General features: G+C 51.3%; 12 protein-coding genes. 3 read left to right on the top strand and 9 right to left on the bottom strand.

Going from position 1 to position 14433, the window contains the following annotated elements:
- Positions 1–2 precede the first annotated feature (2 nt).
- Together dppB and dppA are read right to left on the bottom strand one after the other, a co-directional pair.
- A complete protein-coding gene (dppB, locus tag BLU64_RS13500; RefSeq protein ID WP_026743654.1) occupies positions 3–1022 on the bottom strand; it encodes a dipeptide ABC transporter permease DppB in 1020 nt (339 codons plus the stop codon).
- A gap of 91 nt (positions 1023–1113) precedes the next feature.
- Positions 1114–2721 carry a dipeptide ABC transporter periplasmic-binding protein DppA gene (gene dppA / locus BLU64_RS13495; protein ID WP_074729022.1) on the bottom strand — a complete coding sequence of 536 codons (1608 nt, stop codon included), beginning with the start codon at positions 2719–2721 and terminating at the stop codon, positions 1114–1116.
- Between the two features lie 1163 nt (positions 2722–3884).
- On the opposite strand from dppA, the gene BLU64_RS13490 reads away from it, so the two are divergent.
- The gene (locus tag BLU64_RS13490; protein ID WP_026743656.1) at positions 3885–5228 is read left to right on the top strand and encodes a 2-hydroxycarboxylate transporter family protein; all 1344 of its coding nucleotides are present in this window, start codon (positions 3885–3887) and stop codon (positions 5226–5228) included.
- A 176-nt stretch (positions 5229–5404) separates the two neighbouring features.
- Here the strand turns inward: BLU64_RS13490 and dcuR are convergent, their stop codons facing one another.
- The 5 genes from dcuR to ibpA form a co-directional block, all read right to left on the bottom strand.
- Complete coding sequence (gene dcuR / locus BLU64_RS13485) at positions 5405–6127, bottom strand: two-component system response regulator DcuR (RefSeq protein ID WP_026740825.1); 723 nt, start codon at positions 6125–6127, stop codon at positions 5405–5407.
- Entirely contained in the window at positions 6120–7733 is a 1614-nt protein-coding gene (locus BLU64_RS13480) for a sensor histidine kinase (protein WP_074729020.1), read from the bottom strand. The genes dcuR and BLU64_RS13480 overlap by 8 nt, the downstream gene beginning before the upstream one ends.
- Positions 7734–7864: 131 nt before the next feature.
- Positions 7865–9277, bottom strand: a complete 1413-nt coding sequence (locus tag BLU64_RS13475) for an anion permease (RefSeq protein ID WP_026743658.1) — start codon at positions 9275–9277, stop codon at positions 7865–7867.
- A gap of 645 nt (positions 9278–9922) precedes the next feature.
- The gene (gene ibpB, locus BLU64_RS13470; RefSeq protein WP_026743659.1) at positions 9923–10378 is read right to left on the bottom strand and encodes a small heat shock chaperone IbpB; all 456 of its coding nucleotides are present in this window, start codon (positions 10376–10378) and stop codon (positions 9923–9925) included.
- Positions 10379–10517: 139 nt separating this feature from the next.
- On the bottom strand, positions 10518–10937 hold the full coding sequence (gene ibpA / locus BLU64_RS13465) for a small heat shock chaperone IbpA (protein ID WP_026743660.1): 420 nt from the start codon (positions 10935–10937) through the stop codon (positions 10518–10520).
- A 348-nt stretch (positions 10938–11285) separates the two neighbouring features.
- Between ibpA and BLU64_RS13460 the strand changes: the two genes are divergently transcribed.
- A complete protein-coding gene (locus BLU64_RS13460; RefSeq protein WP_026743661.1) occupies positions 11286–11636 on the top strand; it encodes a YceK/YidQ family lipoprotein in 351 nt (116 codons plus the stop codon).
- 59 nt (positions 11637–11695) lie between these two features.
- Here the strand turns inward: BLU64_RS13460 and BLU64_RS13455 are convergent, their stop codons facing one another.
- Positions 11696–12991 (bottom strand): YidR family protein, encoded by a 1296-nt coding sequence (locus BLU64_RS13455; protein ID WP_074729019.1) that lies wholly within the window; start codon positions 12989–12991, stop codon positions 11696–11698.
- 233 nt (positions 12992–13224) lie between these two features.
- Between BLU64_RS13455 and bhsA the strand changes: the two genes are divergently transcribed.
- Positions 13225–13482, top strand: coding sequence for a multiple stress resistance protein BhsA (gene bhsA, locus BLU64_RS13450; RefSeq protein ID WP_026743663.1), 258 nt, complete (start codon positions 13225–13227; stop codon positions 13480–13482).
- A gap of 79 nt (positions 13483–13561) precedes the next feature.
- On the opposite strand, the gene yidA is transcribed toward bhsA, so the two are convergent.
- A complete protein-coding gene (gene yidA / locus BLU64_RS13445) occupies positions 13562–14377 on the bottom strand; it encodes a sugar-phosphatase (protein ID WP_026743664.1) in 816 nt (271 codons plus the stop codon).
- Positions 14378–14433: the final 56 nt, after the last annotated feature.

The following is a 14433-nucleotide window of genomic DNA, read 5'->3' as shown; positions in this document are numbered from 1 at the left end:
TCCTATTTGCCATGCCGGATGCGCGGATTCACCACGCCGTACAGCAGGTCCACCAGTACATTGACCAGAATGATCAGCGACGCCACCAACAGGACGCCGCCCTGCACGACCGGATAATCACGGCGTTGCAAGGCATCCATCAGCCAGCGTCCCAACCCCGGCCAGGAGAAAATGGTCTCCGTCAGAATAGCGCCTGCCAGCAAAGTGCCAACCTGGAGCCCAATCACCGTGACCACCGGCAGCATGGCATTACGCAGCGCATGCACCACAACGACGCGCTGGCGGCTTAACCCTTTGGCGCGCGCCGTGCGGATATAATCTTCGCCCAGCACTTCCAGCATGGAAGAACGGGTCATACGCACGATGACCGCCAGAGGAATGGTGCCAAGCACGATGGCGGGCAAAATGATATGCATCACCGCATCGACGAAGTCGCCCTGTTCCCCCCAGATAAAGGTATCGATGAGCATGAAGCCAGTCAGCGGCAGCGACTCATCCAGAAACAGGGTATCCCCCACCCGGCCGGACACCGGCGTCAGATTGAGATGAACGGAAACCAGCATGATCAGCATCATTCCCCACCAAAAGATCGGCATGGAATACCCCGTCAAGGCTACGCTCACCGCCGCATGATCGAAGAAGGAGTCGCGCTTGACTGCCGCCAACACGCCCACCGGAATCCCCACCGCGATGGCGAAAATCATGGCGCATACGCCAAGTTCCAATGTGGCTTTGAAGCGCGGAACGAACTCTTCCCATACCGAAGTACGGCTTTTGAGCGAGGTGCCTAAATCACCGTGCAGAACGCCGTTGATGTAGTGGATATACTGTTGCCACATCGGCTTATCCAGCCCCATTTCCATCATCAGCTGAGCGTGACGTTCGGGGGTGATCCCCCGCTCGCCAGCCATGATCATGACAGGATCGCCGGGGATCAGGTGCACAAAAGCAAAGGTCAGTAGGGTAATACCGATAAACGTTGGGATAACCAGCCCTAAACGCCGGAGTATGAACTGAAACATATCCGCACTCTCAATAGATGACCGACCCATCGGCGGATCGGTTCGGGCCGCGCGCGCAAGCGCGCGGCGACATCCGCGTCGTGGTCAGTGATTAATCCAGGGATACATGATTGAAGTTATGCACGCCGCGCGGCTCGATGACGTAGCCCTTCACGTTGCTGCGAATGGGTTCGTACACCGTCGAGTGAGCGATGATGAGAGCCGGAGCCTGATCGTGCATGATGACCTGCGCCTGCTTGTACAGCTCGATGCGCTTAGCCTGATCGGAGATGGCCCGAGCCGGCTGAATGACATCCTCGTATGGCTGGTAGCACCACCGGGAATAGTTGGAGCCCTTGCGAGCGGCATCGCAGCTAAACAGCGTCGCGAAGAAGTTATCCGGGTCCCCATTATCGCCGGTCCATCCAAACAGGACGGTCTGATGCTCCCCGTCTTTGGAACGTTTTAAATACTCGCCCCATTCGTAGGTCACAATCTTGGCGTTCACGCCGATTTTGGCCCAGTCTGCCTGAATCATCTCCGCCATACGGCGCGCATTCGGATTATACGGTCGCTGAACCGGCATGGCCCACAGGTCGATAGTAAAACCTTCCCCTAACCCGGCTTCCTGTAAGAGCGCCTTCGCCTTTTGCGGATCATAGGCGTAATCCTGCACCGCATCGTTGTAACTCCACATGGTAGGCGGGATCAGGTTTTTGGCCACCTGCCCGGCGCCCTGATAGACGGCGTCGATAATGGCCTGTTTGTTGACGGCATAGTTCAGCGCCTGCCGCACTTTAAGGTTATCCAGCGGCTTTTTCTCCACGTTATACGAGAGATAGCCGACGTTCATTCCAGGTTTTTCCAGCAGAATCAGGTTGTTATCCTTCCTCATGCTGGCCAAATCCGCAGGGTTGGGATAAGGCATGATCTGGCATTCGTTTTTCTGTAGCTTAGCGTAACGCACAGAGGCGTCCGGCGTGATAGAGAAGACCAGGCGATCGATGCCCGGTTTCTGACCCCAGAAGCCGTCGAACGCCTTATACAAAATGCGGGAATCTTTCTGATATTGCAGCAGCTGGAACGGACCGGTGCCCAGCGGATTCAGATCGACTTTTTCAGGCGTTCCGGCCTTCATCATCGCATCGGCATATTCAGCGGATAAAATGGAGGCGAAATCCATCGCCAGATCGGCGGCAAAGGGCGCCTCGGCGCGGGTCAGATGGAAACGCACCGTGTGGTCGTCAACTTTTTCCACCTTCACGATCAGATCTCGCATCCCCATGCCTTCAAAGTACTCATAGCTGCCGCCTGAGACTTTGTGATACGGGTGATTCACATCCAGCTGACGCTGGAATGAGAACAGCACGTCGTCGGCATTAAAGCCGCGCGTCGGCTTGAAATCTTTACTGTTTTGCCACTTCACGTCGGTGCGCAGATGAAAGGTGTACGTTTTGCCGTCATCGCTGATGTCCCACTTTTCCGCCAGACCAGGTTCGATCTCCGTTGTCCCACTTTTAAATTCGATCAGGCGGTTATAGATAGGGGACGAACTGGCATCAAACGTCGTGCCCGACGTATACAACTGCGGATTGAAACCTTCCGGAGAGCCTTCCAAGCAATACACTAACGTTTTCGCCTGCACGCCTGCTGCAACCGAGAACGCCAGCAGTCCAAGGCCAAGCCTTAGCATCCTTGATGCCCTCATGGATTTAGCCATTTACGTATGCCTCATAGTGTGGATGTTGTGTGTTAGCAGGCGGACCGGAATATTTATTTCATGGCCCGCATACCGCAGCGTTAGCGCGACAGGCATCAGTAACCAGGATAATAAACCGTGTGATGTTTCCTGCTGCCCAATAAATAAAGGGATATACCCACACATGGACGAAGCTTTTTCCTGTCGTGTCATCAATTTGTCAACTGTTCACATTCAGGTCAATACACTCAATATGGATTTACAAAGCCACCAAGAGCGGCTGAACGAACTAAAAAAAGAAAAAACATCCTCAATTCAGACTAAAAATCCGATATACATAAAAAATTAAGACTAAAATTACACAAAAGTCCAAACGAAGTAATTTAAAAGCAAAAAATAACCATATGAATTTCATCTTACCCTTCTAATTTTAGGCATCACTTTTCCGGCATCTTCCTGTGTGAATGATATTTAGGTCACAAAATCGGAAGCGTTGTGATTAGCAGGTTTTCATTTCATAAGGCCTAATATGACTATATGCGTAAGGAGAAAAAAGTGGTGACAAGAACTATCGCCTCAACAGAGACAGCGTTCCCGCTTCACCCGGCGCGGCCGCCTAAAGGCAGCGTTCATCCACGAAAATAAACGGTGCGGCATGACTAACGTCACAAAATTAAAGGAAATAAAAACGAAGAAGTTGGCTGAAATGAGGGTAATTATGTGATCCCGTAGACAAACCACTGAAAATATAAAAAACTGAGATATTAATAATTACTAGTGTGATCTCATATTTTCCCCGAGAGAGTTACATTAGTTTTAAAATTTTAATATGCAGGCACCGCTGGTTATTTTTATCATGCGATTATATCAAGATAGAAAACAAATTCCCCGCTTCAATAACGCTATCCCCTACCCCTAAGTTAATTTTAATTACAAAACTAAGAATTAAATTATTTAAAATGGAAGTGCCGTTCAGTTCACAATTACATCACGCACTCAATTAATGGCTATTATTTTTAACAATAAGCCATGATAAATTGCCTGATATTCAATGGCCGTACCCGAAATACCATACCCATTCACATTACGCGTGTGAGCAAAAATAAAATAACGATTCATTATTTAAAATCTTACATGTTCCCATTGCTCTTTGTATGCCCTACCACCACAACAAGGTGAATATAATGAAAAAAATTGATGCTGATATCCTCCATGAGGATACCCTCGTGAATACTCCGCCTCCTGGCTTTATGAGTAGTTTGAATAAAACCACGATTGGCTCCGTTCCTTTAGTTCTCTTTATCGTCATTTCCGCCATTGTTTTTGTCGCCGCCTATACCGGTGTTTTGCCCAGAAATATGATCGGCGGTTTCGCCGTTATCATGTCGATGGGATTTTTATTGGCGCACATTGGCCGCAATATTCCGGTGTTGAAAGAGATTGGTGGGCCAGCAATTCTGTGCCTGATCGTGCCGTCGGTATTGGTCTATTACGAGTTCTTTAATGACACCACGCTGGATACCGTGACCCTGCTGATGAAAGAGGCCAACTTCCTCTATTTCGTCATCGCCAGTTTGGTGGTGGGCAGTATTCTCGGCATGAACCGTATCATTCTGATTCAGGGCATGGTGCGTATGTTCGTTCCGCTGGTGATCGGTACTGTCACTGCCGTGTCTACCGGCCTGCTGGTGGGTAAATTGTGCGGTTATAGCTTCTACCACACCTTCTTCTTCATCATCGTTCCCATCATCGGCGGCGGTATCGGCGAAGGCATTCTGCCGCTTTCCCTGGCCTACTCCGCCATTTTGGGCCAGTCTCCCGACGTCTATGTGGCCCAGTTGGCGCCTGCTGCCGTCGTAGGCAACATTTTCGCTATCATCTGCGCCGGTATGCTGGCGCGACTGGGTATGGCCCGCAAAGATCTCAACGGCCAAGGCCGACTGATCCGCAGCGATAAAGATAATGAGATCTTCAATGTGAAGGAAGCGCCAAAACCGGTGGACTTCACGCTGATGGGCGGCGGACTGCTGCTTATCTGCGCCTTCTTCATCGTTGGCGGTCTGGCGGAGAAAATCGTACACATCCCCGGCCCTGTTCTGATGATCCTGATCGCCGTCATCTGTAAATACGCTCGCGTCATCCCTTCCAGCATGGAAACCGGAGCCAGCAGCTTTTACAAATTCGTTTCCAGCTCTCTGGTATGGCCGCTGATGATTGGGCTAGGCATGCTGTATGTCCCGTTGGAAAGCGTTGTCGCGGTCTTCTCTGTCGGTTACGTACTGGTATGTGGTTCTGTGGTGATCTCGATGGCGCTGGTCAGCTTCTTCATCGCGCCGTATCTCAATATGTATCCTATTGAGTCATCTATCGTCACGACCTGTCACAGCGGTCTCGGCGGCACCGGCGACGTCGCCATCCTTTCCGCCTCTAACCGCATGTCGCTGATGCCGTTCGCGCAAATCGCAACGCGTATTGGCGGTGCGTCTACGGTTATCGGCGCCACGCTGTTGCTGAGATTGTTCGTTTAGTCAAAATCAGCTCCAGGAAAAACTTTCTCGAAGAAGTCGGGAAAGAAGAACGATAAAAAACCCGCCGCCTCTTAGAGGTGGCGGGTTTTCATTATGTCGATGAGGCCGTTCTAGGTCAGACCAAATGGCTCACCATGATTCGCCCTGCGAGCATGCTCTGCTTACCCTCATCACGATTATTCGCAATATTGGCGCAATGCATCCTGCTTTTCAGGCAACAGACGGTAGAGATACACCGGACGCCCCGTCGAACCGTACAGGATATTGGTGGCAAGAATGCCAGTATCCGCCAGGTAGATAAGGTACTTACGACAGGAAACGCGCGAGATGCCAATTGCATTGGCCAGCATTTCGGTAGAGAACTCCGCGCCTTGATTACCTTCAATCCACTCACATACGGTACGCAGCGTCAGGCTCGTCAGCCCTTTTGGCAGCTTCTTACGCTCGGCGACAGGGTTCCCGCTGGTGCGTCTAATCAAGTTATCGATATCCGTTTGCGCCACGAATTCGCGGTGTTTAAGCAAGTTTGCCTCTTCGCGGTAAGCGGTCAGCGCCTGTTCAAAACGAGCAAACTGGAAAGGTTTAATCAGATAGTCCACCACACCGTAGTGCAGGGCTTTTTTAATGGTGTAGACGTCGCTGGCTGACGAGATGATGATCACGTCAGTATGCTCGCTGAATTCGCGGATAGCCGGCAACAAGTCCAGGCCGTTATCCTGCTGCATGTAAATATCCAGCAGCACCAGATCGATTTCGCAATCTGGCTGCATCAGCAGATTTCTGGCCTGCTGCAACGTGGAGACAGTAGCGTAACAGTTGAATCCGGAAACCTGATTCAGGTAACACTTATTCAACTCAGCCACCATGGCATCGTCGTCAACGATCAGTACATTAATCATGGTCAATCTGCCTTGCTTTATAAGGAATATTCACGAAAAACTGGGTATACACCTCGGGTTCAGAGTCAAGATCGATGGTGCCGCCAATTTTTTCCAGACTTTGTTTAGTCAAATACAAGCCAATGCCGCGTCCACTGCCTTTGGTCGAGAATCCTTCCTGGTAAATCTTTTGCTGGATATCCAGCGGTATACCCGGGCCATCGTCGCTGACCATACAGTGCAGATGTCCTTTTTTATGATGAAACGTGACGCGGATCTCGCGGTTTTCGAGGCCGTTCATCGCGTCTAGCGCATTCTCGATCAGGTTCCCCAGAACCGTGATCAATTCGTTCGTCGCTTCCACATCATCCGTATCCGGCAGCAGACTGTCTTCGCTAATCGACAGGTTGATACCTAAATCCCGCGCCCGGTTAATCTTCCCAAGCAAAAATCCGGCTATCACGGGAGATTTAATCTTACGAATAATGGCGCCGATTTCCGCCTGATAATGATTCGCCGTTTTGAGAATGTACTCTTCCAGCTGCGGGTAATATTTCAAATGCAGCATACCCAGAATGACGTGCAGTTTGTTCATGAATTCATGAGACTGCGCGCGCAACGCGTCGGCGTAATACGACATCCCGGTCAACCGCTGTACCAGCTGGCTAATCTCGGTTTTATCCCGCAGCGTGGCGATGGCGCCTATCGTTTCTCCATTCACCACGACCGGCACCGTGTTGGTCAGCAGCTGGTTGCCGTTGAAATTGATCTCTTCGTCTCGCTGTGGTTTTCCGGATTTCACGACTTTTTCCAGACTCATCAGGGCGGGCCAACGACTGATCGTACTGCCGATAGTGAGCTCATTGCTGGCGGAGTGCTGACTGAACAAGCGCTGAGCTTCATCATTGACTATCGTCACGCGTAATTCAGTATCGACCGCAATAACGCCTTCCTTAATCTGCTTGAGCATGGCGTTACGCTGCTCGAACAGATTTGAAATCTCGAAAGGTTCGAAGCCAAGCATGATCCGTTTCAGGGCTTTAACCAGAAAATACGTGCCCAACAATCCGACCAGCGCTCCAAAAAGGATAGTCCAAGGAATAATCCAGCGGTTTTCATTGATCAGCGACTGCACGCTGGTTAACGAGATCCCCACAGCGACCACGCCCAACTGTTTGCCGCTCTGGTCGAAGACCGGAACAAATACCCGCAGGGCAGGTTCCAGCACCCCACGGTTCACCGCCGAATTCTCAAGGCCCATGAGAGCCGGGTAGAGGTCGTTGCCGATGAAATGGCGGCCAATCTGGTCGGACTCGGGATGCGAATGGCGGATCCCTTTCATATCGGTCACGATGACGAACAGTAAGTGATTGCGCCATTTCACTTCTTCCGAAAAGCGCTGCACCTCTTCCGGGTTGCCGACATTGCTCAATTCATGGATCACTACGGGGGCATAAGCGACGGTGCGAGCGATGGCAAAGGCCTTCTCTCTAAGGTGGTTTTCCGTCAGCTCGCTGATACGGAAAAACAGTAGGGCATACACCACCAGTAGTACGGAACCAATCACCGCCGACACCATAAGGATGATGGACGTACTCAGCTTCAGCGGAGTCTTCTTCTTACTCATGGATCGCTCCGAAAGAATATCGTAACCCACTATCTTATACCGTTTAAGCCGATCTCGCGCAGTTCATATAGCAAACCGCCGCCATAAAGCGGCGGCGGCGGTTTATTTTACTTGTGGGGGCTTGCTGCCTGTTACCACAGGCCCAGAACTTTCCACCAGAAGCTACCTACAATCAGCCAGATGGGGATGACGACCAGTCCGGTCAGGAAACCGATCTTCCACCAAGTAGATAGCGACATGTAGCCACAGCCGAACAGGATGGGCGCAGGACCGCCGGAATAGTGCGTGGTAGACATGAACAGGTTACTGAAGGCGGCGAAGGCCAGAACCGTCAGCATAGGAGGAGCACCCGCAGCAATAGCGATGGAGACGAAAATCGCATACATGGCGCTGATGTGCGCCACGGCGCTCGCCATCAGGTAATGACTGTAGTAGTAGACCAGTAGCAGCAGTCCCAGCATTGGCAACCAGTGCATCCCTTTGACGGAATCCCCTGCCATGTTGCCCAGCCAGCCGATCAGACCCAATTTATTCAACTGCGTCGCCAACATGATCAGCACCGCGAACCATACTACGGTGTGCCAGGCTTCTTTCTCGCTCACCACATCGTCCCATGTTAAGGCGCGAGTCAATAACAGCACGCTCAAACCCGCCAGCGCGGTCAGCGTTGCGTCGATATGCAGCGTCGAACCCAGAACCCAGAAGGTGACCAGCCCCAGGAACACGCCCAGCACGACCCACTCATCGCGGCTCATCGAACCCATTTCACGCAGTTTTTCGACGGCCATCGCGCGCATTTCGCTCGTTTTCTTCAGCTCTGGAGGATAAAAGCGATACATCACCAGCGGAATGACAATCAGAGAAACAATCCCCGGCAGCAATGTCGCCATCGCCCACTGCGTCCAACTGATGTGCACGCCGAACTGCCCGGCCAACTTGCTGATCATCGGGTTACCGGCCATGGACGTCATAAACATCGCGGACGTGACGGAGTTGCACTGGAAGATGGTTTGCACCAGGAAGGCGCCGATACGTTTCTGCGTTCCCTGGGCCGGCGTCGAACCGTAGGCTTCAGCGATAGAACGAAACAGCGGAGTGATAATACCGCCGCAGCGCGCTGAGGTAGAAGGCATCGCCGGAGCAAACAGCAGATCGGTGAAGACCAGGCCGTAGGCCAGACCCAGACTACTGTTGCCCAACTTGCTGATAAACAACAAACCGATACGGCGCCCAAAGCCGGTTTTGATAAAACCGCGCGAGATGAAGAAAGCGCAGGCGATCATCCAGATGGTCGGGTCGCTGAAACCTGCCAACACGTCTTTGACGCTCAGCAGCCCCATGGCGGCAACCGCCGTGATGCTGAATATCGCGATAGCGCCCAACGGATAAGGAGAAAGAATCAAACCCACGACGGTCGCAATGAAGATGGCCATCAAATGCCAGGCTGAGGGGCTAACGCCCTCGGGGACAGGAACAAACCATAATCCGACGGCAATGCCGAGGATGAACAGAAGTTTAACTAACCTGCTATTATTCGCAGACATACATACACCACTCATATTAAAACGAAATCTGACGTTTTTACCGGGTGTACCCTGTCTTGAGTGGGGGGGTCGTTATTCTCTTTTATTTCCCCATTAATAAATAAAACGGGTACAACGACAGTAAAAAAGGCAAGAAAATAATAGCGTTTCAGCGATCCTCTTGCCCCATAAATTCGATGAATGTTCAACGCTCCAAATAGTATTATAAATGGCGCTACCGAACCCTTTACTTTAGTTACTAAATGTATTTAATAATTTAATTATAATTTAATAATTTGGGTATTAACAAATAAAAACAGTCAGTTCACGACGAGCAAAGATCTCACAACAATAAAACATAAAATTAACTCGATGACTGATAATTATCTATTTATCAATTAAACACTTCATATCCTGTAATATTGACTATACGTAAATTTAATATTTCTGCTGCGATATGCAGCAATGATATTCAATGACAGGGAATGTGGCAGAGACAATATTAAGGACGGCACATAAAACATGCGGTACATTGGCGAAAAAAATGGCATTCCCGACAATCATTGCCGCATTTCCTCCTCACGGGTCAACCAACAAACCCTGAAGCAAAAAAAACCACCCACGGCGAAAGCCATGGGTGGTCATCAACGATTTTAGACGCGATGGTTAAGCGTCAATCACCTCTTCAGAGGGTTTATTCAGCTGCTCGGTGCGCGACGTGCCGATGGCGATACGCTGCGGCTGCAGCTCTTTGGGGACTTCGCGGACGAGGTCGATGTGCAGCAACCCGTGTTCGAATTTCGCTTCCGTCACGCGGATATGTTCAGCCAGGGTGAAGCTCAGGGTAAACGGTTTAAACACCAGCCCCTGATGGACGTACTTCACAGTCTTGTCCGCCGGAACGGGCGAACCTTTAATCGTCAGACGCGGCCCTTCGATTTCAATAGCCAGATCCTCCTGACGGAATCCAGCCAGCGCCAGCGTGATACGATAGCGATCGTCGTCCTGTTTTTCGATGTTGTAAGGAGGAAACTCCCCCGTTTCCTGGCTGCCCATAGAGCTAGCCAACTTATCGAAGCCGATCCACTGACGCAGCAGCGGGGATAAATCATAGTTACGCATAGTCATGACTCCTTCTTTGAAGCGAGAAATTCAGCCGGAGTGTCAAAGCATTCCGGCGCGCCCCCATTCGGCAGGCGCTACATGTCACGGCGAGACGATAATTATCTCTCGCCGGTGCTAACTCCGGTTAACCCGTTTATTACTTGATTTCGATACGACGCGGTTTCAAGGTCTCAGGGATCACGCGTTCCAGATCGATATACAACAGCCCATTTTCCAGGTGTGCGCCTTTAATCTGAATGTGCTCGGCCAGCTGGAATTTGCGCTCGAAGTTACGTTCGGCGATCCCCTGATAGAGGTAATTGCGAGGAGCTGGGGCTGCCTCGCCGCCGTGTGCGCCTTTCACGATCAGCATATTATCGTGCGCGGTGATATCCAGTTCGTCTTCAGCAAAGCCGGCAACGGCAATCGCGATGCGGTACTGATTCTCGTCGACAAGCTCGACGTTGTAGGGGGGATAACCGCCGTTACCCTGGCTCTGGCCAGCTTCCAGCAAATTTAACAGACGATCAAATCCGATCGCGGAACGGTACAGCGGAGAAAAATCGGGGTTACGCATTATAGCCTCCTAAGCTTCAGCGAGGTGCTTACGATGGCCTTCCATTAGGACAGGCCCCTTGCCGGAAAGAAATACCCTGTCGGCATACGTCTCTCTACGGCTCTGTCATTCATATGGCGGCCTCGTGTTTTTTTTCAAGAGGGCCGATAAATATTTTTCCGGGAATAGTGGAAATCAACCCAATGAGATCTCACGTATAAAACGGTTATCGCCTACACTGTACGAGGCATATTTTTCCAAAATGAGTACCATCATCTGTACGCTTCGATAACAGTACAAACGCGACAACAATTTGTGGGTATGCAAGCTCAAGAAAATTGGCGGAGCGGTTTCCCTGTGGATAACGTTATGACCATATTGAAAAGTGTCTTATCTGCTTTCGTTCTGGCCGTTGGCATCGTCATTGCTTTAAGCGGGTGTTCCAGCGTGATGACACGCACGGGAGGCGATCCGGGTTATTACTCGGGTACCCGAGCGGGCATCGACATGTTAGAAGACGACCACACCAGCTGGGCGATGATGCCCCTGGTCGCGATTGATATTCCCTTCTCTGCCGCGCTGGACACGCTGCTGCTGCCCTACGACTATTATCATTCCGATGATAAATCCCTGCACGACAGAGTCAGCGACAGTGAAGGCGACGCCCCTTTCAGCACGGCTCCTGCTACGCCCACGATTGCCAGTCAGACGCGACACTGAGTCGCTAGTTCGGCGGCAACGCTCAGGTCGGTTGCTGCTTTCGGGGCTGAACTCTCCGTTCAGCCCGCATCTTCAAGCTGTACTCTGACCTTGAAAATCTGATTCACGCCATCCACCTCTCGCAAATACGCAATCTCTTCGCCGCTGGGAGAAAAGACGACGGCGTCTCCAGACGGCGGCACCGCACTTCGCGGCGTCTGCCGGAATAATCGTCCCGTCGAAAGGCCACATACCATAATGCTGTTATCACTGACAAAAGTCAGATATTGCCCGCTGGGATGCCAGGTAAAGGCCGATTGTATGGAATCAGGCCCATACGTCACCTGACGAGGGGCTCCGCCATTCGGCGACACCGTCCATAGCTGGACAATACCGTCATCATCCCGCATCAAAAACGCAATTTGGCTACCATCCGGCGAGGATCTCAACCAATGACGCGGCTGATTCACCACGCCGGGGTATCGTCTGTCGCCGCTAAATGTCAAACGGCGTTGAGTGACGCCGGCCGGAGGTGAAGGCAGCGTGTCGGCGGTCCCGGCAAGCGGTTCGGATCCTGGCTGCGCATAGGCTTCGAGCGCTTCCGGCAGATCGACGATGAATACTTCCGGTACCCGCTCCCCTGTCGTCGATACCGTATCGCCGATAAATGCCAACGCCCATCGCTGGCGACAGCCTTCCGGCCGGAGATACCCCTTTTCACCGATCCAGCCTTCCTCGTAGGCTCGGTTAATTTCATCACTGCCCGGGCGCGGATGTGGCGTGGTGAGACTGACCAGAACACAGTAATGGCTGCCGTCATATTCTCTAGGGTGATGTTTCGACACGATGACCGGGCGCAGCGGCACGCCCACTCCAACGTTGCGCAGGTCGAGAGACGGATCCCGTTCGTGCAGGACGTGATCGTTGTAGGTGAAGCTCAAACGCGTTCCATCAGGGCTGAAGACGTGGACATGTGTCCCGCCGCGCAGCGCGCCAGCGACATAGGGAGGCGTGATCGACAGCGCATCCAGCGTAACGGCCTGATCACGTTTGTCGTCGGCGACGATAACGCCGCGACGATGGTGGAAATCATAGTGCCAATCGTCATCCGGTCGTTCCGGACCGTGGATAAAGACATAGCGTTGAGGTAACGCGGGGCTACCGGTGATTACACCAACACACGCATTTTCTCTCGCCTCATAGACGACCTCCGTCTGTCGGGTATGAATGTTCACGCGCTCAACCCGACGGCCGGTAAATGAAGACCCCGTTGGTCTGACGTCATACAGCACCCATTGACCATCGCATGTCCAAATATTGACGTTGGTCAGCTGATGGGAAATGGGGCCAGACGTTAATTGAGATTCTTCATTCATCATAAAAATCCGCAAGGTGTATCGATTATTAACCTATAATAAAAATCTATACGCAAAATAAAAAATTAATAGATAAAACAATTCGTTATTTACAGTATCTGACTTTCCTCACGTGAAAACAGGAGGAATATAGTCGCAACTGATTAGGGTTTATCGTCGTACCAACAAGGCGGGCGTTTGCTACAGAAAAACGCGCCATTTCTTTTCGTTATCGATATAGAAGGTATAAGACTATGAAAAACGTTAAAATTATCGTTGCAGCTGCTGTACTTTCCACCCTCTCTTTTGGCTCGTATGCGGCCCAATATATCAGCGTGCTACAGGCGCAAAATATGGAAAAGATTGGCGAAACCTCTGATACCGGCAAAGACTTAACGACCCTTCAGCACAAATTCTCAGCCAAAGCTGATAAGGCCGGTGCGAAGGCTTACACCATCACCAAAACCACCGGCAACCAAGTGTTGCACGGAACAGCAAACTTTTATAAATAATCCCGCAGCTGAGATTCATGCCCGGTTTGTCCGTTTCAGCCGGATAAACCGGGGCGTAGCGAAACTAAGCCGTCTCGCATTATCCCTTCAAGACAAACTTATCGATGGCATAAGCCACACCGTCTTCCTGATTGGTTTTGGTGACAAACTGACTGGCTGCCTTCACCTTTTCAATCGCGTTACCCATTGCCACGCCCAGCCCCGCATAATCCAGCATCGCTAAATCATTTTCCTGGTCGCCCAGCGCCATAATTTCATCGCGCTCAAGGTTCAGGTGTTCCGCCAGCATCTTGACGCCAGTGCCCTTATTCACGCGTTTATCCAAAATTTCCAAATAAAAATCAGCACTTTTCATTATGGTGTAGCGTTCAAAAACCTCCGCCGGCAATTTTTGTATGGCCTCATCCAACAACGCGGGGTCATCGATCATCATGAGCTTGGGGAAAAGCAGGCTACGGTCCATCTCTTCAACGGCCCTGTACCGCAGAGGCATACCGGTGAGAAAAGCTTCATGCACCGTATAACGGCCGATGTCCTTGTTAGCGGTATAGACATAATTAAAATCCAACGCGTGGAAATGAACGTTCAGATCGCGCGCCAGCTTTTCGCAATAGAGATAATCATCAAAATTCAGTGTAGTTTCTGCAACGCATTCGGCGCTGGCAGCTTTCTGGACCAGCGCGCCGTTGTTGGTGATACAGAAATGATCGTCCTGATATAAACCCAACGCTTCCAGATAACGCTTCACACCAATATAAGGCCTCCCGGTCGCGAGAACGACGTGCACGCCTTTATCCCGTGCGGCGGCGATCGCCGCTTTTACCGCCGGAGAGACGACGTTTTGTGGGTTAAGCAGCGTGCCGTCCATATCGATCGCAATAAGTTTGATGGTCATAATTCGTACCGGTGTCGAAATAATAATTTGTATGCTAACGCGCCTTTATGCAGCGA

The sequence above is a fragment of the Lonsdalea quercina genome (assembly GCF_900107885.1).
Classification (GTDB): Bacteria; Pseudomonadota; Gammaproteobacteria; order Enterobacterales; family Enterobacteriaceae; genus Lonsdalea; species Lonsdalea quercina.
Note: the sequence above shows the minus strand (reverse complement) of the source record. Positions and strands in the feature narration are given on the sequence as shown.

Excerpts from the sequence above, each read along its gene's own strand:
- dppB (WP_026743654.1), bottom strand. The coding sequence starts at position 1,022 with ATGTTTCAGTTCATACTCCGGCGTTTAGGGCTGGTTATCCCAACGTTT.
- ibpA (WP_026743660.1), bottom strand. The coding sequence starts at position 10,937 with ATGCGTAACCCCGATTTTTCTCCGCTGTACCGTTCCGCGATCGGATTT.
- dcuR (WP_026740825.1), bottom strand. The coding sequence starts at position 6,127 with ATGATTAATGTACTGATCGTTGACGACGATGCCATGGTGGCTGAGTTG.
- BLU64_RS13460 (WP_026743661.1), top strand. The coding sequence starts at position 11,286 with ATGACCATATTGAAAAGTGTCTTATCTGCTTTCGTTCTGGCCGTTGGC.
- dppA (WP_074729022.1), bottom strand. The coding sequence starts at position 2,721 with ATGGCTAAATCCATGAGGGCATCAAGGATGCTAAGGCTTGGCCTTGGA.
- bhsA (WP_026743663.1), top strand. The coding sequence starts at position 13,225 with ATGAAAAACGTTAAAATTATCGTTGCAGCTGCTGTACTTTCCACCCTC.
- ibpB (WP_026743659.1), bottom strand. The coding sequence starts at position 10,378 with ATGCGTAACTATGATTTATCCCCGCTGCTGCGTCAGTGGATCGGCTTC.
- yidA (WP_026743664.1), bottom strand. The coding sequence starts at position 14,377 with ATGACCATCAAACTTATTGCGATCGATATGGACGGCACGCTGCTTAAC.
- BLU64_RS13490 (WP_026743656.1), top strand. The coding sequence starts at position 3,885 with ATGAAAAAAATTGATGCTGATATCCTCCATGAGGATACCCTCGTGAAT.
- BLU64_RS13480 (WP_074729020.1), bottom strand. The coding sequence starts at position 7,733 with ATGAGTAAGAAGAAGACTCCGCTGAAGCTGAGTACGTCCATCATCCTT.
- BLU64_RS13475 (WP_026743658.1), bottom strand. The coding sequence starts at position 9,277 with ATGTCTGCGAATAATAGCAGGTTAGTTAAACTTCTGTTCATCCTCGGC.
- BLU64_RS13455 (WP_074729019.1), bottom strand. The coding sequence starts at position 12,991 with ATGAATGAAGAATCTCAATTAACGTCTGGCCCCATTTCCCATCAGCTG.